Annotated in this window: 17 protein-coding genes; 9 read left to right on the top strand and 8 right to left on the bottom strand. The window is 63.6% G+C overall.

Annotated elements, in window-relative coordinates; all coding sequences use genetic code 11:
* Positions 1-220: 220 nt before the first annotated feature.
* Positions 221-2,011 carry a gamma-glutamyltransferase gene (ggt, locus tag UF78_RS13790; protein WP_045162788.1) on the bottom strand — a complete coding sequence of 597 codons (1,791 nt, stop codon included), beginning with the start codon at positions 2,009-2,011 and terminating at the stop codon, positions 221-223.
* A 233-nt stretch (positions 2,012-2,244) separates the two neighbouring features.
* Here ggt and cysM point away from each other — a divergent pair, with 233 nt between their 5' ends.
* The 6 genes from cysM (at position 2,245) to UF78_RS23010 (ending at position 8,791) form a co-directional block, all read left to right on the top strand.
* Positions 2,245-3,147 (top strand): cysteine synthase CysM, encoded by a 903-nt coding sequence (cysM, locus tag UF78_RS13785; protein WP_045162795.1) that lies wholly within the window; start codon positions 2,245-2,247, stop codon positions 3,145-3,147.
* A gap of 33 nt (positions 3,148-3,180) precedes the next feature.
* The gene (rlmD, locus tag UF78_RS13780) at positions 3,181-4,536 is read left to right on the top strand and encodes a 23S rRNA (uracil(1939)-C(5))-methyltransferase RlmD (protein ID WP_045162787.1); all 1,356 of its coding nucleotides are present in this window, start codon (positions 3,181-3,183) and stop codon (positions 4,534-4,536) included.
* Positions 4,537-4,638: 102 nt separating this feature from the next.
* A complete protein-coding gene (gene relA, locus UF78_RS13775; RefSeq protein WP_045162786.1) occupies positions 4,639-6,885 on the top strand; it encodes a GTP diphosphokinase in 2,247 nt (748 codons plus the stop codon).
* Positions 6,886-7,046: 161 nt separating this feature from the next.
* Positions 7,047-7,877: a nucleoside triphosphate pyrophosphohydrolase gene (gene mazG, locus UF78_RS13770; protein WP_045162785.1), complete on the top strand. Its 831-nt coding sequence runs from the start codon at positions 7,047-7,049 to the stop codon at positions 7,875-7,877.
* Positions 7,878-7,982: 105 nt separating this feature from the next.
* Entirely contained in the window at positions 7,983-8,522 is a 540-nt protein-coding gene (locus UF78_RS13765; protein ID WP_021207675.1) for a DUF2058 domain-containing protein, read from the top strand.
* Positions 8,523-8,629: 107 nt separating this feature from the next.
* Positions 8,630-8,791: a hypothetical protein gene (locus UF78_RS23010; protein ID WP_196298669.1), complete on the top strand. Its 162-nt coding sequence runs from the start codon at positions 8,630-8,632 to the stop codon at positions 8,789-8,791.
* Here UF78_RS23010 and UF78_RS13760 read toward each other — a convergent pair.
* Both UF78_RS13760 and UF78_RS13755 read right to left on the bottom strand, forming a co-directional pair.
* Positions 8,764-9,477: a phosphoribosyltransferase gene (locus UF78_RS13760; RefSeq protein ID WP_413044005.1), complete on the bottom strand. Its 714-nt coding sequence runs from the start codon at positions 9,475-9,477 to the stop codon at positions 8,764-8,766. The genes UF78_RS23010 and UF78_RS13760 overlap by 28 nt on opposite strands.
* A gap of 15 nt (positions 9,478-9,492) precedes the next feature.
* Positions 9,493-10,824, bottom strand: a complete 1,332-nt coding sequence (locus UF78_RS13755; RefSeq protein ID WP_045162783.1) for an erythromycin esterase family protein — start codon at positions 10,822-10,824, stop codon at positions 9,493-9,495.
* 182 nt (positions 10,825-11,006) lie between these two features.
* Between UF78_RS13755 and UF78_RS13750 the strand changes: the two genes are divergently transcribed.
* Complete coding sequence (locus UF78_RS13750) at positions 11,007-11,240, top strand: hypothetical protein (RefSeq protein ID WP_045162782.1); 234 nt, start codon at positions 11,007-11,009, stop codon at positions 11,238-11,240.
* A gap of 7 nt (positions 11,241-11,247) precedes the next feature.
* Here the strand turns inward: UF78_RS13750 and pdeM are convergent, their stop codons facing one another.
* From pdeM to UF78_RS13725, 5 genes are all read right to left on the bottom strand, one after another.
* Complete coding sequence (pdeM, locus tag UF78_RS13745; RefSeq protein WP_045162781.1) at positions 11,248-11,904, bottom strand: ligase-associated DNA damage response endonuclease PdeM; 657 nt, start codon at positions 11,902-11,904, stop codon at positions 11,248-11,250.
* A 98-nt stretch (positions 11,905-12,002) separates the two neighbouring features.
* Positions 12,003-14,606 (bottom strand): ligase-associated DNA damage response DEXH box helicase, encoded by a 2,604-nt coding sequence (locus UF78_RS13740; RefSeq protein ID WP_045162780.1) that lies wholly within the window; start codon positions 14,604-14,606, stop codon positions 12,003-12,005.
* A gap of 136 nt (positions 14,607-14,742) precedes the next feature.
* Positions 14,743-16,452 (bottom strand): ATP-dependent DNA ligase, encoded by a 1,710-nt coding sequence (locus tag UF78_RS13735; RefSeq protein WP_045162779.1) that lies wholly within the window; start codon positions 16,450-16,452, stop codon positions 14,743-14,745.
* A 67-nt stretch (positions 16,453-16,519) separates the two neighbouring features.
* Positions 16,520-17,536 carry a ligase-associated DNA damage response exonuclease gene (locus tag UF78_RS13730; protein ID WP_045162778.1) on the bottom strand — a complete coding sequence of 339 codons (1,017 nt, stop codon included), beginning with the start codon at positions 17,534-17,536 and terminating at the stop codon, positions 16,520-16,522.
* A gap of 144 nt (positions 17,537-17,680) precedes the next feature.
* On the bottom strand, positions 17,681-18,244 hold the full coding sequence (locus tag UF78_RS13725; RefSeq protein WP_045162777.1) for a hypothetical protein: 564 nt from the start codon (positions 18,242-18,244) through the stop codon (positions 17,681-17,683).
* Positions 18,245-18,494: 250 nt separating this feature from the next.
* Here UF78_RS13725 and UF78_RS13720 point away from each other — a divergent pair, with 250 nt between their 5' ends.
* A complete protein-coding gene (locus UF78_RS13720; RefSeq protein WP_045162794.1) occupies positions 18,495-19,034 on the top strand; it encodes a DUF3087 domain-containing protein in 540 nt (179 codons plus the stop codon).
* 206 nt (positions 19,035-19,240) lie between these two features.
* A complete protein-coding gene (bglX, locus tag UF78_RS13715) occupies positions 19,241-21,532 on the top strand; it encodes a beta-glucosidase BglX (RefSeq protein ID WP_045162776.1) in 2,292 nt (763 codons plus the stop codon).
* Positions 21,533-21,773 lie beyond the last annotated feature (241 nt).

The raw sequence follows: 21,773 nt of genomic DNA, 5'->3' as shown, positions 1-21,773 counted from the left end.
ACCGAGCCGGCGTGATCAGGCGTGCTCAACATCATTCGGCCCGGGGTCGGGCCTCCCACAGAGTGACGCAGGAAGCCGCTTTTGTGGGAGCCGCGCCCCCGCGGCGAATTCGGTTGGCGCGAATTCGAGGCCTGGGGTGATCCGGTCAGGCGTGCTCAACATCATTCGGCCCTAGGTCGGGTTTCCCACAGAGGTGGGCTGAACGCCGCTTTTGGCTGGGCTATTCGCCCATCACTACGCCTTCGCGCCTTGGGTCGGCGCCGCCGAACCAACCGCTGCTGGTGCGCTGTATCGCCTGCAATCCGCTGGTCATCTCGACTTCGTTGACCTGATGCCCGCGGGCCTCAAGCGACTCCACCGTGGCTTCAGGGAAACGTCCGGCTTCGAGCACGGTGGGCCCGTTGAAACTGCCGAAGTTCGGCAGGTCGATCGCCCGCTGCGCATCCAGCCCCCAACCGTACATGCCCAGCAGGGTCTTCGCCGTGAAGTGGATGATCGCCGCACCGCCGGGTGAGCCGACGCTGGCGAGCAGCTGGTCGCCAGCGGCATTGAATACCAGCGTCGGGCTCATGCTCGAACGGGGGCGCTTGTTCGGCTCGACCCGGTTGGCGATCGGCTGACCCTGAGCGTCACGCGGCTCGAAAGAGAAATCCGTGAGCTCGTTGTTCAATAGATAACCGCCAGGCAAGCCGGTACCGCCATCGCTGAGCAGGCGTGAGCCGAAGGCCTGTTCGATGGTGGTGGTCATCGCCAGCGCATTGCCCTGTTCATCGACGATGCTGATGTGGCTGGTGCCGTATTCCGGCTGCGTGGGCTGGGAGGCGAACGTGACGGGCATCTCGCCTGGGTTACCTGGTTCGGCGGTCCCCATGCTGCGTGACTTGATCAGCTCGGCGCGCTGTTTGAGGTACTTGGGCGCGAGCATGCTGTTCCAGGTTCGCCCCGGTACCGGTACGAAATCGGGGTCGGCCAGGTACTTGGCGCGGTCCGCGTAGGCCAGCCGCGACGCTTCGGTGTAGTGGTGCAGGAATTCGGCCGATGGTACGCCCTGGTCTAGCGCCGGCAGCGGCGACAGCTGCTCGAGGATGCCGAGGATCTGCATCTGCGTGATGTGTCCGGAAGAGGGCGGCGGAAAACCGCATACCTGATAGCGCTGCTGCCAGAGGTTGCAGAGCGGATCGCGCTGACGCGGCTTGTAGACCTCCAGATCGCTGAGGGTTATTGCGCCGGCGTTGTAGTGCTCGTTTACCTGGCGGACCAACGCCTGGGCGTTGGCGCCTCGGTAGAAGGCATCGCTGCCGCGCTCGGCGATGTTGCGCAGCAGCTGGGCCAGGGCCGGGTTGCGCAGACGATGGCCCACCGGCCACGGCGACCCATCGGGCTGGTAGTAGAACGCGGCCGCCGGCGGGTTGTCGCGCAGCGCCGGATCGCTCTCGAGCAGTCCATGCAATCGCGGGCTGATTTCGAAACCGTCCTCGGCGAGACGGATGGCCGGCTGCATCAGCTCCCGCCAGGGGAGTTTGCCGTACTGCTGGTGGGCCTGTTCGAGCATTTTCACGGTGCCCGGAACGCCCACCGAGCGGCCGCCGACGACGGCCTGCTGGAAGTCCATCGGTTTGCCGTCAGGCTTCAGGAAGAGTGTTTCGTCGACCGCCGCCGGGGCGGTTTCGCGCCCGTCCAATGCCGTCACATGCGCGCCATCCCAATACAGCAGAAAGGCGCCGCCGCCGAGGCCGCTGGACTGCGGCTCTACCAGGCTCAGCACCATCTGGACGGCAACGGCCGCATCCATCGCGCTGCCGCCGGCCTTGAGGATCCTGTAGCCCGCCTCGGTGGCCAGCGGGTTGGCGGCAGCGACGGCGAAGCGCTCGGTGGCCCAGCCCGGCTTGGCGGTGTAACCGCTGGCGCGCTCCGGGGCTGGCGGCGTCTGGCTGGACGTGTCCGGGTTGGTGCAGGCGGTCAGGCTGGTGAGGAGAAACGTGAAGACCAGGGCGTCAGGTCTGACGGACATGGGGAATTCCTTGTGGGAAACGCTGTTTAGAAGTGCTGCTTATAGACCTAGACCACTGGTAACTATCTGCCAAGCCCGATCGTTGCGTTTCTTCAGCGTTTCGTCCGCTGAGTCCACGGTGCTAACGGAGCTGGCTGTGGGCAATTGCCGATCGAGGCCAAGCGGTCTGCCCGTGTCCGATAGTTGCCGGTATCATGTGCGCCTTCCCAAATGCCGCTCGGTTCATCGACGCCATGACAATTCAGTACCCGACCATCGCCGATTGCGTCGGCAACACCCCACTGGTTCGCCTGCAGCGTCTGCCCGGCGAAACCAGCAATACCATTCTGGTCAAGCTCGAAGGCAACAATCCTGCCGGCTCGGTGAAGGATCGCCCGGCTCTGTCGATGATTGCGCGCGCCGAGGCACGCGGCGACATCAAGCCCGGCGACACGCTGATCGAGGCTACTTCCGGCAATACCGGCATCGCCCTGGCCATGGCCGCGGCAATCAAAGGCTACAAATTCATTCTGATCATGCCCGATAACTCCAGTGCTGAACGCAAGGCGGCGATGACCGCCTACGGCGCCGAGCTGATTCTGGTGAGCAAGGACGAAGGCATGGAAGGCGCCCGTGACCTTGCCGTGAAAATGGCCGCTGAGGGCCGTGGCAAAGTGCTCGATCAGTTTGCCAACGGCGACAACCCCGAGGCGCATTACAGCAGCACCGGGCCCGAGCTCTGGCAGCAGACCCAGGGCGGCATCACTCACTTCGTCAGTTCCATGGGTACCACCGGCACCATCATGGGCGTTTCGCGCTACCTCAAAGAGCAGAACCCGGAGATCCAGATCATCGGCCTGCAGCCCATGGAGGGCGCGTCGATCCCCGGTATCCGCCGCTGGCCGCAGGAATACCTGCCGAAGATCTACCAGGCCGAGCGCGTTGACCGCATCGTCGACATGGCCCAGGAAGAGGCTGAGCGCGTGATGCGCCGCCTGGCCCGCGAAGAAGGCATCTTTTGCGGTGTGTCGTCTGGCGGCGCGGTGGCGGCTGCACTGCGGTTGTCGCAGGAAGTCGAGAATGCGGTGATCGTCGCGATCATCTGCGATCGTGGCGACCGCTATCTGTCGACGGGCGTTTATGACCAGCCCAACTGATCGCACCGCGCGGGCCCAAGGCGGAACCTGCTGATGGCCAAACGCAGTGGCGGCTTGCGCTTCCAGCCCAGCGGTGGCCAGAAGAAGCAGCAGATCCCGACCGGCAAGAAGCAGCGGCTGAGCGTGCAACGGCTGGCCAACGACGGTCGCGGTATCGCTTTCGTCGACGGCCGCACCTGGTTCGTCGAGGGAGCCTTGCCCGGCGAAGACGTCGAAGCGCGTGTCCTGACGGCGCGCAGCCAGATCGTCGAAGCGCGCAGCGAGCGGGTGCTGACCGCCAGCACGCAGCGCCGTATCGAGCCCTGCGCACATGCGCGCGTCTGCGGCGGTTGCACGCTGCAGCACCTGCCGGCGTCCGAGCAGCTGGCGCTGAAGCAGCGCAGCCTCGCCGAGCAGTTGTCGCGGCTGGCAGGAATCGAACCGCAGGAATGGGCGGCACCGCTGAGCGGGCCCGAGTTCTGTTATCGCCGGCGCGCCAGGCTGGCCGTGCGCTGGGACAACAAGGCCCGGCGGCTGGACGTTGGTTTCCGTGCCAGCGCCAGTCAGGACATCGTCGCCATTCATGAATGCCCTGTGCTGGTACAGGCCTTGCAGACGCTGTTGCCGGCTTTGCTGGCCGTGTTGCATGCGCTGGACAAGCCGCAGGCGATCGGCCATGTGGAACTGTTCAGCGGCACCGCCGAAGCCGTGCTGGTGCGCCATACGGTTGCGCTGGCCGAAGCGGATCTGCAGCGCCTGACCGCCTTCGCACACGAACAGAGCGTACAGCTCTGGCTGCAAGGCGAGGGCGCGCCGCAACCGTTGGACACCGCGTATGCCCTGGGCTACAGGCTGCCGGCGTGGGACCTGGAACTGGCCTGGCGGCCCGGTGATTTCGTTCAGGTCAACGCCCCGGTGAATGAGGCGATGGTGGCGCAGGCACTGGAATGGCTGGCGCCCGAAGCGGGCGAGCGGGTACTGGATCTGTTCTGTGGGCTCGGCAACTTCGCCCTGCCTCTGGCCCGTGCCGGGGCGCAGGTGGTCGCGGTGGAGGGGGGCGAGGAGATGGTCGAGCGCGCACGCACCAATGCAGCGCACAACGGCCTGAACGGTATGCACTTTTATCAAGCGGACCTGTCGAAGCCGCTTGTCGAGGCGCAGTGGGCCGAAGGCGGCTTTGCCGGGGTGCTGCTCGACCCGCCGCGCGACGGCGCGTTGGAAATGGTGCGGCAGATGACGACTTTAGGCGCAAGGCGTGTGGTCTATGTTTCATGCAACCCTGCGACGCTGGCGCGCGACGCAGCCGAGTTGATCGGCCAGGGTTATCGGCTGAAACGGGCCGGCGTGCTGGACATGTTCCCGCAAACCGCACACGTCGAGGCCATGGCGTTGTTCGAGCGACCGGAATAACAGCGGATTTTTTTCGACAGGCAAGCGGCCTGTGGTTCAACCGACCGACTCCCAGAAAGTCGGCGTATTCGACGCAGAAACTGCGTAGAGGAAAGTAGAAAGATGGTCCAGGTCAGAGCGCTTCAGCCGATCAACACCGACGGCAGTATCAATCTCGATGGCTGGCTCGATCATGTGTTGGGGATGGACCCGGCACTCGACCGCGACGCACTCAAGCAAGCCTGCGAGTTCGCTCGCGCAGCCGAACAGCAGGCCAACGCGGCACAGAATCTGTGGAGCGAAGGCACCTCCAGCTACCAGACCGGCCTCGAGATCGCTGAAATACTTGCCGACCTCAAGCTCGACCAGGACAGTCTGGTGGCCGCGGTGATCTACCGCGGCGTACGCGAGGGCAAGATTCAGCTGGCGGAGGTGCACCAGAAGTTCGGCCCGGTGGTGGCCAAGCTGATCGAAGGCGTGCTGCGCATGGCTGCCATCAGCGCCAGTCTCAACCCGCGTGAGTCGTTGGTGCTGGGGACCCAGACCCAGGTAGAAAACCTGCGCAAGATGCTGGTGGCCATGGTCGATGACGTTCGCGTCGCGCTGATCAAGCTGGCCGAGCGCACCTGCGCCATTCGCGCGGTGAAGAACGCCGATGACGACAAGCGCCACCGCGTTGCTCGTGAAGTCTTCGATATCTATGCGCCGCTGGCTCATCGCCTGGGCATCGGGCATATCAAGTGGGAGCTGGAGGATCTGTCCTTCCGCTACCTCGAGCCCGAGCAATACAAGCAGATCGCCCAGCTGCTGCATGAGCGCCGGCTGGATCGAGAGCAGTACATCCAGAACGTTGTCCAGCAACTCAAGGATGAACTGACCGCTACCGGTATTCACCCCGAAATCGACGGTCGCGCCAAGCACATCTATTCGATCTGGCGGAAGATGCAGAAAAAGGGCCTGCAGTTCAGCCAGATCTATGACGTTCGCGCCGTGCGCGTGCTGGTGCCGGAAGTCCGCGACTGCTACACCGCGCTGGGTATCGTGCATACCCTGTGGCGACACATTCCCAGGGAGTTCGACGACTATATCGCCAATCCGAAGGAAAATGGCTACCGTTCGCTGCATACCGCCGTGCTCGGCCCGGAAGGTAAGGTGCTTGAGGTGCAAATCCGTACCCAGGCCATGCACGAGGAAGCCGAACTGGGCGTATGTGCGCACTGGCGCTACAAGGGCACTGACGTCAATTCCGGCTCCAACCACTACGAAGAGAAAATTTCCTGGTTGCGTCAGGTGCTCGAGTGGCACGAGGAACTGGGCGATATCGGTGGTCTGGCCGATCAGTTGCGAGTGGATATCGAGCCGGACCGGGTCTATGTATTTACCCCGGATGGCCATGCGATCGACCTGCCCAAGGGCGCGACGCCGCTGGATTTCGCTTACCGCGTGCACACCGAGATCGGCCATAACTGCCGTGGCGCCAAGATCAACGGGCGCATCGTACCGCTGACCTACAGCCTGCAAACCGGCGAACAGGTCGAAATCATTACCAGCAAGCACGGCTCGCCGAGTCGTGACTGGCTGAACCCGAACCTGGGCTACATCACTACCTCGCGCTCGCGGGCGAAGATCGTCCATTGGTTCAAGTTGCAGGCCCGTGATCAGAACGTCGCGGCCGGCAAGGCGCTGCTCGAGCGTGAGCTCGGACGCCTGGATCTACCCCCGGTGGACTTCGACAAGCTGGCGGAAAAAGCCAACCTGAAGACCGCCGAGGACATGTTCGCCGCGCTCGGTGCAGGCGACCTGCGTCTGTCCCAACTGGTCAATCATGCGCAGCAATTGGTGGAGCCGGATGGCCACGTCGCCGATCAGCTCGAACTGATTCCCCGGCGCCCGACCAGCACCCGACCGGGCAAGCGTGGTGATGTACAGATCCAGGGCGTCGGCAATCTGCTCACGCAGATGGCAGGTTGCTGCCAGCCGCTGCCGGGCGACCCCATCGTCGGCTATATCACGCTGGGCCGTGGTGTCAGCATCCACCGCCAGGATTGCGCCTCGGTGCTGCAACTGGCTGGGCGCGAGCCGGAGCGGATCATCCAGGTCAGCTGGGGGCCGATCCCGGAGAAAACCTACCCGGTCGATATCGTCATCCGTGCTTACGATCGTTCTGGCCTGCTGCGAGATGTGTCGCAGATTCTGCTCAACGAGCGGATCAACGTGCTCGCCGTCAATACGCGTTCGAACAAGGAAGACAGCACCGCGCAGATGACCCTGACCATTGAAATACCGGGGCTGGATGCGCTGGGAAGGCTGCTGAGCCGTATTTCTCAGCTGCCCAATATCATCGAAGCCAAGCGCCAAAGAGCTGCGTAAGGTACAAGGCCGGCGGAATCGCCGGTCGCGTCACGGTGGATGGGTGAAGCGTCAGCTACGCGCCCCGATCCACCCTACAATCGGCTTGACTCCGTAGGGTGGATGTCGCTTTTTACATCCACCGAATTGCCGCAACGGCTGCCGCTTGCCCGAGGACTCCCATGTACCAGCTCAATGACCTACTGCACCTGATGGCCCGGCTGCGCGATCCGCAGCACGGCTGCCCATGGGACTTGCAGCAGGATTACGCCAGCATCGTGCCGCATACCCTCGAAGAGGCCTACGAGGTGGCGGATGCCATCGAGAGCGGTGACTTCGATCATTTGCCCGGTGAGCTGGGTGATCTGCTGTTCCAGGTCGTCTATTACAGCCAGCTGGCGAAAGAAGAAGGACGTTTCGAGTTCGATGCGGTGGTCGACGGGATCACCCGCAAGCTGCTGCGTCGGCATCCGCATGTCTTCCCTGACGGCGATCTCTACGGCTCGCCCGAGCTGCCCCGTCTCGATGAGGCAGCCATCAAAGCGCGCTGGGAAGAAATCAAGGCCGAGGAACGCGCGGAGAAATCCGCCGCGCCGGAGCAGTTGTCGCTACTCGACGATGTGCCGAACGCGCTGCCTGCCTTGAGCCGCGCTGCCAAGCTGCAGAAGCGCACCGCCCAGGTCGGTTTCGACTGGCCGGACGCACTGCCGGTAGTGGACAAGGTCCGCGAGGAGCTGGACGAAGTGCTCGAAGCCATGAGCGAGAACGATCCCGAGGCGATCGCCGAGGAGATTGGCGACCTGCTGTTCGTCGTGGTGAATCTGGCGCGGCACCTGAAGGTCGATCCGGAAAACGCCCTGCGTGCGGCCAACGGCAAGTTCGAACGTCGCTTCCGTTTCATCGAGCAAGCCTTGCGAGACAGCGGACGGGCCATCGAAAATTGCGACCTTGAAACACTCGACGCGCTGTGGGGCGAGGCCAAGAAAGCCGAGCGCTCATCGTCCTGCGGCTAGCCGCGAGGGTGGATGTCGCTTTTCACATCCACCACAATGCGCTCCAGCGCCATTACGCATGTTTACCTGCGTCCATTTTGAATTCATCACGAGACGAGCCGACACATGAGTCTTTCCCTTCGCGATCAGCTGCTCAAAGCCGGGCTGGTCAATGAGAAGCAGGCCAAGCAGGCCGGCAAGCAGCAGCAGAAACAGCAACGCCTGGTGAAGAAAGGCCAGATCGAAAAGGATGACTCTCAGCGTGAAGCGGCACTCAAGGCCCAGGCTGAAAAGCTCGCCCGCGATCAAGAGCTGAACCGTCAGCAGCAGGAAAAAGCCGCGCAGAAAGCCCGTACCGCGCAGATCAAGCAACTGATCGAAACCAGCCGCCTGCCCAAGCTGACCACCGAGGATTACTACAACTTCGTCGACGACAAGAAGGTCAAACGCCTCTCGGTGAACAAACTGATGCGTGACAAGCTGTCCAGCGGCTCGCTGGCCATCGTCCGCCACGGAGGTGGTTACGAGGTGATCCCGCGCGAGGCGGCGCTGAAGATTCAAGAACGCGACCCGCGCCGCATCGTGCAGCTCAATACCCAGACCGAAGCCCCGGATGCGGACGATCCTTACGCCGCCTACCAGATCCCTGATGATCTGATGTGGTAATACCTGGCCATCACGTCCGACAGATGGACGGATCGAACCCGATGACGCGCCCTCTACTGATATAGACCAGCCGGAACTGCCGGCCAAATGTAGTGGAGGGCAACGACATGGGAAATGCATCCATCCGTTATGCGGACCCGTTGGACGGGTTCGACCTGCAGGCCAATGGCGTGCCAGGCGATCCGGAAGAGCCCGGTGTACCGGATCTACCGAGTGAGCCGGGCGAGCCGACCATTCCGGATCAGCCGCCGCCCGCTCCGGTGGCTTGACTTCCCGTACTTGCCTCCGGCGTGTCGGTAGCGAAGGCCTGAGCGCGCGCGAGCAGGTCGACGACCTGCTCGTCACTCGTCTGATCGAAGTCACCGTAATGGCGGCCGACACCGATGAATGGTTCGGGCATCGCCAGGCAGACCAATTCGTCCACCTCCGTTCTCAGCATCTCGATTTCCTCACGCGGCCCCACGGGCACGGCGAGCACGATTTTGCTGGGGCTCGATTGCTTCAGTCCCTTCAGCGCAGCTCTCACGGTCGCGCCCGTGGCGACGCCGTCGTCGATGACTATCACGCAGCGGCCGTTAAGCGCAGGTGCGGCTCGCTCGCCACAGTAACGTTGGCGACGGCGCTCCAGTTCCGCGAGTTGGTGCTGCATTTCCTTCTCGAACCAGTTGGGGGGTGGTGCGATCTGGTTGAACAACTCCTGATTGATGACCCATTTCGGTTCTGCGCCGTCGACCACGGCGCCCAGTGCCAACTCCTCATTGCCGGGCGCACCAATCTTTCGCACCAGCACCAGATCGAGCGGTGCCTGTAGGATACGCGCCACCTCGAAGGCAACTGGGACGCCGCCTCGGGGTAGGGCGAGCACCAGCGGTTTCAGGTCGGCCAAGTGCTGCAGTGCTTCGGCCAGTTCCTGGCCGGCATGGCTGCGGTCGCGAAATAGATGGGATTCAGACATGTACGCACGCATGACTCACTCTCCGAATGGGTAGGTATCCGGAACGATTTCATCGTCGATCTGCTGAGGGCCGATCGGCGTCACCGCGGTGGTCTGCTCTAGCCAGATCAGGGCGTCGAACTGTTCAGACAGTATGGCCTGGAAATAATGGCTCTGGCGTTCGGTCGCCGGACGGTAGATCACGCCGATGGCTCGCTCCAGACGCGGCCTGGCTAGGGCCTGGCGCAACGGCGCATCGTCGCGCCAGCTGGTCAGTGACGCTGCGATACCGGTGCGCAGGAACAGCTGCTCCCAACTATCCGGGCGCGACGGGCGGACCTGCTTGAGTTGCATCGGCTCGTCCCAGTTGTCCGCAGCCGCCACCTCGCCGCGATCGGTGGCCATGCCGATCAGCAACGCGTCGCGCCCGAAGGCCGTACGGCACAGCTCACCGATATTGAACTCGCCGCCCCAGCCCATGGATGTTGCGGCGGCATTGCCTATATGCGAGTTGTGCGCCCAGACCACAGCCTTGGCATCGGCGCCACGGTGCTCCAGCAATGCGCGGAGGGTGTCGAACATGTGCCGGTCGCGCAGGTTCCAGGATTCTGCCGAGCCCTGGTACATGGCCCGGTAGTACTGCTCCGCAGCGAGTACCACGCGGGCGTTGCGCTCGGCATTGAAGAAGCTGGCGCCGTCCCGTTCAAGGTATTGCAGCCGCTGATCGAGCAGCGCACGCAATTGCTCGACCACCGCGTCCTCACAGGACGGCTCGCCGAGCATCACCTGATGGCCGTAGATGGCCGGCTCTTCATGCCAGGGGCTGAGGCAACCATAGCGGCGGCGCGCAGCGCTGGCAGCCTGCGGATCGACGCGGTCGAGGTAGTCCAGCACTTCCCGGATCGAGGAGCCGAGGCTGTAAACGTCCAGGCCGCGAAACTCCACGCGTCGCTCGAGTGCCAGGGCTTCGTTGTGACTGCGCAACCAACCGGCGAAATCGGCGACTTCCTGGTTGCGCCACATCCAGGTTGGGAAGCGCTTGAAACCTTCCTCGACCCAGCTCGGTGGCTGTTGGTGGCGTACGTAGCGGTCGATCTTCGCCGCATCCGGCCAGTCCGCTTCGGCGGCGATGATGTTGAAACCGTGGTGCTCGACCAGCCGTCGGGTAATGGCGGCTCGGGCGCGGTAAAACTCCGAAGTGCCGTGGCTGGCCTCACCGATCAGTACGACCCGGGCGTCGGCGAACGCGTCGAAGTGCGCCGCAAACGCCGGGTCGTCGATCGCAGGCAGCGGCGTCGCATGGTGACGCAGCAGTTCAACCAGTTGTTCCTCGGTCGTCTCGGTAGACCTTGGGCGTGATCGAATCATGGCCTCGTCTCCTGTTCTCCTCTCTACCGATGACCTACGCTCTAAGGCCCTGTTCAGACCGTTCGGCAGGTCGTCCGAATCAAGCATAAGCGGCAGAACCGAACACGACGGGCTAGTCTCTAAACAAAGCGACGCCGATATCGGCGAACGAATTGCCGAAGGCGCTAGAAGAGGGGGCATCCATGACAACTTGGATCATCGCGTACAGCAAAGACGGCAACACTTCCATCCTCCGAACCGAATCCGATCACCAGCCGGATATCGACGAGGCGGTAGCGCTGGTTACGCAAAAGGCCGAATTGGACTATGCCGGAGAGGACGATGCTTACGAGCATGATCCGGATATAGAGGAAACACCGGCCACACGCTTGGCCGAGCGCTTTGGTATCACCGTAACCGGTATTTCGCAGGCCTGATTGCCGGTCAAGCCACTCGCCACACGCTGTTATCCCCAACCACAAACAGACGCCGACCCGCGTTTGCGCCGACTTCCATCATTCCGGTGAAATCGCCAAACGCGGGAAGCAGGCTCACCCGCTCGCCGATGCAGAAGCAGGGCAGGCGCAGGTGCTGGCGCCCACGCCCAGTGAGGCGGAAAGCCGGGTGCAGATGACCGGCCAGCACGTGGTGAGTGGCGTGCGGGTCGGGCTCATGCTGCAGCGCGAAAGGGCCGAGCAGCAGCGGTTCGGGGACGACGGTCAGGTCGAGATACGCTGGCGGATCACCGGCACGCCGATCATGGTTGCCGCGAATCAGCGTGATAGCGAGTTCAGGATGACTGGCGCGCCAATGCTGGAGTTGCGCCAGGACGGCGGGCGTCTGGGATTCCGGCGCGTGCAGGAAGTCGCCGAGAAATATCAGCTGATGGCATGGGTAGCGCGCCAGCAGCGCGTCGAGCCGCAGCAGATTGGTTTGTGTGGTGCCATGCGGCACTGGCTGTCCGAGACGACGATACGCGGCGGCCTTGCCGAAGTGGATGTCGGCGATCAGCAGCGTCTGGCGTTCTGGCCAGTAGATGGCCTTGTCGGCGAGCAACCAGAGCTCGGTCTGTTCCAGCTCAATGGGCAGGTGTGGGGTCATGCAAGCAAGTCTATCGCGGGCTTGCGCGTGTTCCCATGCATCTGCGGCACGGGCGCGCCTCCCACCAATCCGGGTGCAGGGCTGTTTTTCGCGGCAGGCTATGGTTTCGCCTTTTTCAATCGGGGCGTTCCGTCCTTGGTCTTGCGCGGCTTGCGCTTCGGGTTGGTTTCGCGTTCAACCGCGATCTGGGCATTCGCTTCCGGCTGATAGCCGCCTGGCCCTGCGGCCTTGTCCAGCTCGGCGACCATCCGCCGAATGCGATCGGCCAGCTTCTCCGAGCTCATGCTTTCGCGGAACCGCTCGACCATCAGCGGGAACGCCAAAGGTGTGGTGCGCCTGACCGGATGAATATCCAGCCGGCGCTGCTGCAGCCGCGTTAGTGTGTGTTCCAGTCGCTCGACTTCCAGTTCCTGGCGCAGCACTTCTTCCTCGGCCTGGGTCAGTAGCAGATTGCTTGGGTCGTACTGACGGAACACATCGAAGAACAGTCCGCTGGAAGCCTGCAGTTGCCGCGCGCTTTTCTGCGCGCCGGGATAACCGGAAAACACCAGCCCGGCGATGCGGGCGATTTCGCGAAAACGCCGGCGCGCCAGTTCGCCGGCGTTGAGGCTGGCGAGTACGTCATGCAGCAGATCGTCCCGACTGAACAAGGTCGGGGTCAGCCAGTGCTGCCAGTCCACTTCGGTCGCCGAGAGCAACTCGAAGCCATAGTCGTTCACCGCGATGGAAAAGGTCACGGGCTGCCGCTGACCCATGCGCCAGGCCAGCAAACTGGCAAGCCCCAGATGCACGTGACGTCCCGCGAACGGGTAAAGAAACAGGTGCCAGCCCTCGCGGGACTTCATTACCTCAGCCAGCAGCGTGGTTTCGGTCGGCAGGGTTGACCAGCCCATCTGAACCCGCAGCAACGGCTCTACCAGACGCATCTCGTCGTTCGCGAACTCCCCACGCGAGGCGGCGCCGAGCTGCTCGACCACGGCATCGGCGAGTTCGCTGGATAGCGGCATGCGGCCACCATTCCAGCGCGGCACGGCGGCTTTCCTGCCCGTGGCGCGGCTGACGTAGGCGGTCATGTTCTCGACCCGCACCAACTCCAACAGCCGGCCGGCAAACAGGAAGTTGTCGCCGGGGCGCAGGCGGGCAATGAAGCCCTCTTCGATGGTCCCCAAGGCGCGGCCGCTGCCACCCTTGGCCCAGAATTTCACCGTCAGGCTGGCATCGCTGACGATGGTGCCGATGCTCATCCGATGGCGGAGCGCGACACGCCGACTGGGGACCTTCCATAGGCCCGTTTCGTCCGGTTCGACCCGTTGATAGTCCGGGTAAGCCGTTAGCGAGTGCCCGCCGTGGCGGACGAAGGCCAGTGCCCATTGCCATTGCGAGTCGTCCAGTTCGCGATAGGACCAGGCTTGTCGGACTTCGGCGAATAAGTCGTCGGGACGAAAACCGCCGCCCAGCGCCATGCTGACCAGGTGTTGCACCAGCACGTCCAGCGGCCGATGCGGCGCGCTGCGTGCCTCGATCCGTCGTTCGGCAACCGCGACCTTGGCCGCAGCGGCCTCCACCACCTCGAAGCTGTGGGTCGGCACCAGGGTGACTCGAGAGGCCCGTCCCGGCGCGTGACCGGAACGGCCGGCGCGTTGCATCAGCCGCGCTACTCCTTTGGGAGAGCCGATCTGCAGCACTCGCTCGACCGGCAAGAAATCCACGCCCAAATCCAAGCTGGAGGTGCAGACCACGGCCTTCAACGCGCCCTGCTTGAGGCCCTGCTCGACCCAGTCGCGTACCTCGCGTGCCAGCGAGCCGTGGTGCAGGGCGATCAACCCGGCCCAGTCCGGGCGCGCATCGAGAATTGCCTGGTACCAGAGCTCCGACTGCGAACGGGTGTTAGTGAAGACCAAAGAGGTGGCGGCCGAGTCAATCTCCTCAACCACCTGCGGTAGCATGCGCAGGCCGAGATGGCCGGCCCAGGGGAAGCGCTCGATGCTCGGCGGAAGCAGGGTGTCGACGTGCAGCTCCTTGTCGACCTTGCCCTGCACCAGCCGACCCTTCCCGGGGTGCAGCAGGACGTCCAGCGCGTGCGGCTGATTGCCCAGCGTCGCGGAGAGGCCCCAGACGATCAGCTCTGGCATCCAGCGGCGCAGCCGGGCCAGCGCCAGTTGCAGCTGGACGCCGCGTTTGTTGCCGAGTAGCTCGTGCCACTCGTCTACCACCAGCATGCGCAAGCCGGCAAAGGCCTGACGGGCATCAGCGCGGGTGAGCAACAGCGTCAGGCTTTCCGGGGTGGTGACCAGTGCACTGGGTAGCCGTCGGCTCTGGCGGGCACGCTCGGTGCTGGCGGTATCACCGGTGCGCAGGCCCACGCGCCAATTGATGCCCAGATCGTCCAGCGGCGCTTGCAGCGCGCGGGCGGTGTCGGCCGCCAGCGCCCGCATTGGCGTGATCCAAAGCACGGTCAGGGGCGCGGGCTGGTCCGAAGGTGCGGTCTTCTTCAGCGGTTCGTTTTTAGCATTCGGCGCGGCGGCGAATCTATTCAGCGCACCGAGCCAGACCGCGTAGGTTTTTCCGGACCCGGTCGTGGCGTGGAGCAGACCGGATTCGCCGTTCTGCACGGCCTGCCATACCTCCTGCTGGAACGCGAAAGGCTGCCAGCCTCGGCTGCCGAACCAGAATTCGGGCAGGGTTGGTGCTTTTAACGGCATGGGTGGCGCCGCGCAAAGGGTACGGTTGGTAATTGCTCCCGTACGGGAGCGTGGGGACGCTCAATTGGCGCGCGGCGATGGGTGAAACCCATCGAAGCACGGTTCGCAGACCTAGGCGAGCATTGCCGGCAGTTGCTCATCCGAGCAATTCCTTCAACGTCTCCAGGCTATCCGCCTCGTCCACCGGCTTGTCCAGGCGCCAGCGCAGCATGCGTGGAAAGCGGACGGCGATGCCGCTCTTATGACGGCTGCTGGCGGCAATGCCTTCGAAGCCGAGTTCGAACACCAAGGTCGGCGTCACGCTGCGTACCGGGCCGAATTTCTCCACGGTGGTCTTGCGCACGATGGCGTCGACCTTGCGCATCTCTTCGTCGGTGAGACCCGAATAGGCCTTGGCGAACGGTACCAGCTTGCGCTCGGGATCGCCCGGCTCGCCGTCCCACACGGCAAAGGTGTAATCGGTATAAAGGCTGGCGCGACGCCCATGACCGCGCTGGGCGTAGATCAACACGGCATCGATGGAATAGGGATCGATCTTCCATTTCAACCAGACGCCGACGTCCTTGGTACGGCCGACACCGTACTGCGCCGCGAGCGCCTTGATCATCATGCCTTCGACGCCCAGGGCGCGTGAGGCCTCGCGCTGGCGGGCCAGGTCAGGCCAGTCGCTACCTTCTACCCGTGGTGAGGTCATCAGCCGCGGGTTGGGGCATTGCTCGACCACCGCCTCGAGTCGCTGTCGGCGCTCGCGCAGCGGGCGTTGTCGCCAGTCATCGCCCTGCCATTCCAGCAGGTCGTAGGCGAGCACGGCGACCGGCGCGTCTTGCAGCACCTTGGCGGTGAGGTTCTTGCGGCCGATGCGTTGTTGCAGCAGGGCGAACGGCTGCACGCCGAATCGCTCTGAGCCACCTGCCGGCTGGCCTTGGTGGACGTCGAACAACTCGTTCGGCGACGCGTCGGGGACATGCTTCCAGACCAGGATTTCCCCGTCGATCACCGTGCCGTCCGGCAGGCCGTCGGCCAGCTCGCACAGTTCCGGAAAGCGATCGCTGACCAGCTCCTCGCCGCGCGACCAGATCCATATCTGCCCGTCGCGCTTGACCAGCTGGGCGCGGATGCCGTCCCACTTCCACTCGACGAGCCAGTTCTCCGGCGGGCCGAGCAGGGTGTCGAACTCTTCGACCGGTGCCTGCAGCGAATGAGCGAGAAAGAAGGGATAGGGTTGGCCGCCGCGTTGCGCATGTTCGTGTTCGGACTCGTCGGCGATCAGCGCCAGGTAGCCCTCGGCGCTAGGGCGGTGAGACAGGTCGGTGTAGCCCACCAGCCGCTGCGCCACGCGTTTAGGATCGAGATCGACCAGCGAGGCGAGCGCCCGCGTCACCAGCAGTTTGGAAACGCCGACACGGAACGCGCCGGTGATCAGCTTGATGCAGACCATCAAGCTAAGTCGGTCCAGCTGCGCCCAGAGCATTGGCAGGCGTTCCGCCAATTCCTCCGGCGGCAGGCCGCGTAGGGGCAGCAATTTGTCCTGCATCCACACCGCGAGTCCGTCGCCCGAGCTGTGCTGGGTTTCGGGAATCAACAGCGAAATGGTTTCGGCCATGTCGCCGACTGCCTGGTAACTCTCCTCGAACAACCACTCCGGCAACCCCGAGGCCTGCATCGCGGTCTCGCGCAGCACGCGGGTCGGCACCAGCTGACGCGGCCGGCCGCCGGCCAGGAAATAGACGGCCCAGGCCGCATCGGCGGGGTCGGCTTCGCGGAAGTAGTCGCGCATGGCCGCCAGCTTGGCGTTGCTCGAGGTGGTGGCATCGAGACGGCTGTAGAGGGTGGCGAAGGCTTTCATCGGCAGCCGCCTTCAGGGGACGCCTGAGCGGACTCGCTATGCGGATAGCGCGAATAGAGCAGGTGGGTCATTCAGCCTCCTGGGTATTCGCGTCGTCTTCTTCCCCGTATTCGGTCTCGAAGGCCTGGGCATCGAGCCCTCGTATCTCACGCAGATAGCGCACCAGCACCGGCACCGAGCCGTGGGTCACCATCACCCGCTCGGCGCCGGTCTGCTCGATGGCCCAGAGCAGGCCGGGCCAGTCGGCATGGTCGGACAGCACGAAGCCGCGATCCACGCCGCGCCGGCGGCGGGTGCCACGCAGCATCATCCAGCCGCTGGCGAAGGCATCGGCGTAGTCGCCGAAACGGCGCATCCAGGTACTGCCACCGGCAGAGGGCGGGGCGAGGACGAGCGCCTGCTTGAGCCGCGGATCGCCTTTTTTCAGGTCGCCGGCATACACGGTGGATGGCAGATAGACGCCGCCCTCGCGGTATACCTTGTTCAGCGGCTCGACGGCGCCATGGACGACGATGGTGCCGATGGTTTCATCCAGCCCATGAAGGATCCGTTGCGCCTTGCCGAAGGCGTAGCAGAACAGCACGCTCGGCCGGCCCGCGGCGGCGTTGGCGCGCCACCAGTCGTTGATCTCGCGGAATACTTCGGCTTGCGCGGGCCATTTGTAGATCGGCAGGCCGAAGGTCGATTCGGTGATGAACGTATGGCAGCGCACCGGCTCGAAGGGCGCGCAGGTCCCGTCCGGCTCCACCTTGTAATCGCCCGAGGCGACCCAGACTTCGCCCTTGTACTCCAACCGCACCTGGGCCGAGCCGAGCACGTGGCCGGCTGGGTGGAAGCTGAGCTTCACTCCGTGATGCTCGATGGATTCGCCGTAGGCCAGCGTCTGTAGCGGCATGTCGGCGGCGATGCGCGAGCGCAGGATGCCTTCGCTGTCGCTGGAGGCCAGGTAATGGTCCATGCCCCAACGCGCGTGATCGCCGTGGGCATGGGTGATGACGGCGCGCTCTACCGGCCGCCAGGGATCGATGTAGAAATCACCGGGTGGACAGTAGAGACCTTCGGGGCGGGCAACGACGAGATCCATGAATACAGGCACTTGGCGGGCTTGTAGGGTTGGAGCACGGCGCAGCGCTGCGAGTTCGCTCGCGGGGACACTGGTGGGCTAAAGCCCACCTAACGAAGGTGTGCTCACCAAGGTGAGCATCTAAGACGGCTGGGGTACGGGCGATCAGTCCTGCAATTTAAGATGCGAGGTGTCCGGCACGGGCGCGTCGCTGGCGCGGCGCCGTTCGCCCATGTCGCTGCCCACCGGGGCGAGGCTGAACTGTGACAGATCGACAGCCGGAGGCTCGGCAGCGGGGCGGGCATCCTGCAGGTCGGTACCGACGGGCGCGATGCCGAAATCCGGCGCCTCGACATCGGCGAACGCGGCCATGTATTCGTCACGTGGCGCCACTTTCAGCGGACCTGGGGTCGTGCCGGTCTGTGTGGAAGCGGTCGGTTGTGTGGCCGTTGGCGGCGTCTCTGCTGGTGGCGGGGCGAGCTCGATTTCCTCAACCTCCACCGGCATCGGTCTGACCTCGGCGACGGCACCGGCGCGGGCCATGGCCGTGCGGTATTTCTCCACGCTGGCATGGTCGAGGTCCTGCTTGATCACGATGCGGCGACCGGAAAACAGCACGGCGATCCGTTGGGCATCGGCCTGGAACAGACGGGCCAGGTTGGCCTCGACCTGTTCGAGCGTAGCGCCCGGTGCGAGCTCACCGGAAAACGAGATCTCGTAGCGGCTCATGATGGTGGTCCTTTTTCTGGGCGGCGGCGATTCGCTGATCATAGAGGCTGCGGTGGGTGCGTGAAAGTCGATGTGCCCGCTTCGGTAGCGGCGTCACGCCTTTGGATGGAAGGAGATTCAGACACAGCCCCATCGTTCGCTGTCAACTGATGCAATCGCTGTCCGGCGTCAGCTGTCCGGCGGTGAGCTGGGTGATAATGTGGCCCCGGCTGCTGCCTTGCTCAGCCTGCTCAACCAAGGGATCGCGAACATGGTGGTATTCGAAATCAAGCCTCTCAATCCTGAGGCCTATCGGCAGCAGACACGTCGCAGCACGCTGGTGATAGTGGCGACCTTCGCGGTGCTGGCGATGGGGCTGGCCGCATTGGCCGTCGCGCTGTTCGGCGATCCGGGCACGGATAACTTGCGCTGGAACATCGCCGGCGTCGCGCTCGGACTCTTTCTGACCGCCGCTCTGGTGCGTTTCGTCTACTGGAAACAGCCCTGGATGACGGCTGCCGCCTATGGCTGGCGGCTCAAGCGCAGCCTGATGAGCGTGACCAACCTCATGCACCACGTGACCGCAGGCATCGCGGCGGACGATCCGGAGGCGATCAAGCTGCTGCGTTTTTATCACCTCGGCCTGACGCAGATGCATCAGTTGGACGGCAACAGTGCATCGCTTGGTGAAGTCAGGGGCGACATCGAGCGGCACCGCCAGTTGATGGAGGCACGCGGGCTGGATCCCGATCAGCAGGCGCTGGACGACGCCTGGCTCGGCTCGGTGAAGCGTTTCGCCGCGGTGAAATAACAGCTGATCGAATACCGTGCGAGCGGGTTTCCGCTGAGCCGCGCGCTGGGCAAGTCGACCCCGATGCGGGAACGCGGGCGTGTTGCGCTCGTATATCACTGGTTGCGCGCTCGTGGAGTATCCATACTCAGCAGTTGTTCCAGCCGGTCCATACCGGCCCCCAGTGGTTCGTCCATACGCCTCGCAGGCCAAGGAATATCCAAATAATGAAAAGGCTTTATCTGCTCGGTCTGATCGCCGGTCTTTCGTTGCAATCGGCCGCTGCCGAGCCACCATCTTCGTTGTTGGACAACAAGCCGGCATTCATCGCCAGTCTTATCGAGCAGATGACGCTGGAAGAGAAGATCGGTCAATTGCGGTTGATCAGCATCGGCGCAGACATGCCGCGTGAGCGCATCCTCGAAGAGCTGGCAGGCGGCCATATCGGTGGCACCTTCAATACGGTCACGCGTGCCGACAACCGCCCGATGCAGGAAGCAGCCCTGCGCAGCCGGTTGAAGATCCCAATCTTCTTCGCCTACGACGTGGTGCACGGCCATCGGACAATTTTCCCCATCGGGTTGGGACTGGCGTCGAGTTGGGACTTAGATGCCATCGCTACCAGCGGACGCGTATCGGCCATCGAAGCCAGTGCTGACGGGCTGGACATGACTTTCGCGCCCATGGTCGATATTTCCCGCGATCCACGTTGGGGGCGGACGTCCGAAGGCTTTGGCGAAGACCCTTATCTGGTCTCTGAAATTGCTCGCACCCTGGTTCATGCCTATCAAGGCGAATCACCGGCCGCGCCTGATAGCGTGACTGCCAGCGTCAAGCACTTCGCCCTTTACGGTGCGGTCGAAGGCGGACGCGACTACAACGTGGTGGACATGAGTCCGATGCGCATGCATCAGGATTTCCTGCCGCCCTATCACGCCGCCATCGACGCAGGGGCGGGTGGGGTGATGGTTGCGCTGAACTCCATCAACGGCGTGCCAGCCAGCGCCAATACCTGGTTGTTGCAGGATCTGCTGCGGCGCGACTGGGGATTTGATGGCATCGCCATCAGCGACCACGGCGCGATCAGCGAGCTGCTGCGTCATGGCGTGGCGAGCGATGGACGTGAGGCCGCCCGGTTGGCGATCAAGGCTGGCATTGACATGAGCATGGCCGACTCGTTGTATCGCCAGGAGCTGCCGGGCCTGGTTAAGGCAGGTGAGGTCGCGATAGCTGAAATCGACACGGCGGTGCGCGAGGTGCTCGGCGCCAAATACGACATGGGTCTGTTTCACGATCCGTTCCGGCGTATCGGTGCAGCCAAGGACGACCCGAAAGACGTCAATGCGGAAAGCCGGCTGCACCGTCAGGCGGCGAGGGAGGTTGCGCGCCAGTCGATCGTATTGCTGGAAAACCATGCCCAGACGCTGCCGCTGACCAAGCGCAGCACCGTCGCGTTGGTCGGCCCGCTGGCCGATTCGCCTATCGACATGATGGGCAGCTGGTCCGCAGCGGGGGTCGCTAAACAATCGGTGACGCTGCGCCAAGGCCTGCTCGATGCACTGGGAGAGGAGGGGAATTTGCTCCATGCACGGGGCGCTAACATCACGGACGACCCGCATATGGTCGAATATCTGAACTTTCTCAACTGGGATAACCCCGAGGTGGTGCAGGACTCGCGCTCGCCCGAGGCGATGATCGATGAGGCGATAGCGGTCGCGAAGCAGGCCGACGTGATCGTCGCTGCGGTGGGCGAATCGCGTGGCATGTCCCACGAGGCGTCGAGCCGTACCAGCCTGCAGATCCCACCAAGCCAACAGGCGCTCCTGAAGGCACTCAAGGAAACCGGTAAGCCGCTGGTGCTGGTGCTGATGAATGGCCGACCGCTGGACCTCAACTGGGCGAAGGCGAATGCCGATGCAATCCTGGAAAGCTGGTTCACCGGCACCGAAGGCGGCCATGCCATCGCCGACGTACTGTTCGGCGATTACAACCCCTCCGGCAAGCTGCCGATCTCCTTCCCGCGCTCGGTGGGACAGATCCCGACCTATTACAACCACCTGCGAGTCGGCCGACCCTACGTAGAGGGCAAGCCTGGCAACTACACGTCGCAGTATTTCGAAGAGCCCAATGGACCGCTTTATCCCTTCGGTTATGGCCTGAGCTACACCGATTTCGAGCTGTCCGAGGTGCGTTTGTCGAGCCCAACCATGCCACGTGGAGGTAGCCTGGAAGCCAGCGTAACGGTGAAGAACATCGGGCAGCGTGACGGCGCCACCGTGGTGCAGCTGTATATCCGCGATGAGGTGGCTTCGGTGATTCGTCCGGTGAAGGAACTCAAGGCCTTTCGCAAGGTCGCCCTCAAAGCGGGAGAGGCGCGAGAGATCCGTTTCAGCCTGGACGAAGACGACCTGAAATTCGTCAATGCGCAGCTGCAACGTGTCGCCGAACCAGGCGAGTTCGAGGTGCAGGTCGGGCTGGATTCGCAACACGTGACGCAAGGGCGTTTCAGGTTGCAGTGAGGTGTCGCGGTCGCCGTTGGGCGTCGCGCGCCTGGCCCTCTCGGACTGGCGATGCAGAGCTGCTCGGCGACCGCAAAAAGTCTTCTTCAGGTAGCTATCCGGCGCTTGTGCGGCATGGGATGATTCGCCGCTTCGCTTGTTTACGCAGGGAATCATTTCCCGTTGCGGTAGACCAACGAGAGCAAACCGGGCCGGAAAACGGTCGGCGGTAATCGTGATAGCTCAGGAGGCGATGTGTCAC

It is taken from the genome of Stutzerimonas stutzeri (assembly GCF_000952685.1).
Lineage (GTDB): Bacteria > Pseudomonadota > Gammaproteobacteria > Pseudomonadales > Pseudomonadaceae > Stutzerimonas > Stutzerimonas stutzeri_E.
This window is presented reverse-complemented; position numbering and strand designations above follow the sequence as displayed.

Bases quoted from the DNA above. Each gene is read 5' to 3' on its own strand.
- UF78_RS13740 (WP_045162780.1), bottom strand. From the start codon at position 14,606: ATGCCGTTAAAAGCACCAACCCTGCCCGAATTCTGGTTCGGCAGCCGA.
- bglX (WP_045162776.1), top strand. From the start codon at position 19,241: ATGAAAAGGCTTTATCTGCTCGGTCTGATCGCCGGTCTTTCGTTGCAA.
- ggt (WP_045162788.1), bottom strand. From the start codon at position 2,011: ATGTCCGTCAGACCTGACGCCCTGGTCTTCACGTTTCTCCTCACCAGC.
- UF78_RS13730 (WP_045162778.1), bottom strand. From the start codon at position 17,536: ATGGATCTCGTCGTTGCCCGCCCCGAAGGTCTCTACTGTCCACCCGGT.
- UF78_RS13765 (WP_021207675.1), top strand. From the start codon at position 7,983: ATGAGTCTTTCCCTTCGCGATCAGCTGCTCAAAGCCGGGCTGGTCAAT.
- UF78_RS13755 (WP_045162783.1), bottom strand. From the start codon at position 10,824: ATGATTCGATCACGCCCAAGGTCTACCGAGACGACCGAGGAACAACTG.
- UF78_RS13720 (WP_045162794.1), top strand. From the start codon at position 18,495: ATGGTGGTATTCGAAATCAAGCCTCTCAATCCTGAGGCCTATCGGCAG.
- cysM (WP_045162795.1), top strand. From the start codon at position 2,245: ATGACAATTCAGTACCCGACCATCGCCGATTGCGTCGGCAACACCCCA.
- rlmD (WP_045162787.1), top strand. From the start codon at position 3,181: ATGGCCAAACGCAGTGGCGGCTTGCGCTTCCAGCCCAGCGGTGGCCAG.
- UF78_RS13735 (WP_045162779.1), bottom strand. From the start codon at position 16,452: ATGAAAGCCTTCGCCACCCTCTACAGCCGTCTCGATGCCACCACCTCG.
- UF78_RS13760 (WP_413044005.1), bottom strand. From the start codon at position 9,477: ATGTCTGAATCCCATCTATTTCGCGACCGCAGCCATGCCGGCCAGGAA.
- mazG (WP_045162785.1), top strand. From the start codon at position 7,047: ATGTACCAGCTCAATGACCTACTGCACCTGATGGCCCGGCTGCGCGAT.
- UF78_RS13725 (WP_045162777.1), bottom strand. From the start codon at position 18,244: ATGAGCCGCTACGAGATCTCGTTTTCCGGTGAGCTCGCACCGGGCGCT.
- UF78_RS23010 (WP_196298669.1), top strand. From the start codon at position 8,630: ATGGGAAATGCATCCATCCGTTATGCGGACCCGTTGGACGGGTTCGAC.
- pdeM (WP_045162781.1), bottom strand. From the start codon at position 11,904: ATGACCCCACACCTGCCCATTGAGCTGGAACAGACCGAGCTCTGGTTG.
- relA (WP_045162786.1), top strand. From the start codon at position 4,639: ATGGTCCAGGTCAGAGCGCTTCAGCCGATCAACACCGACGGCAGTATC.
- UF78_RS13750 (WP_045162782.1), top strand. From the start codon at position 11,007: ATGACAACTTGGATCATCGCGTACAGCAAAGACGGCAACACTTCCATC.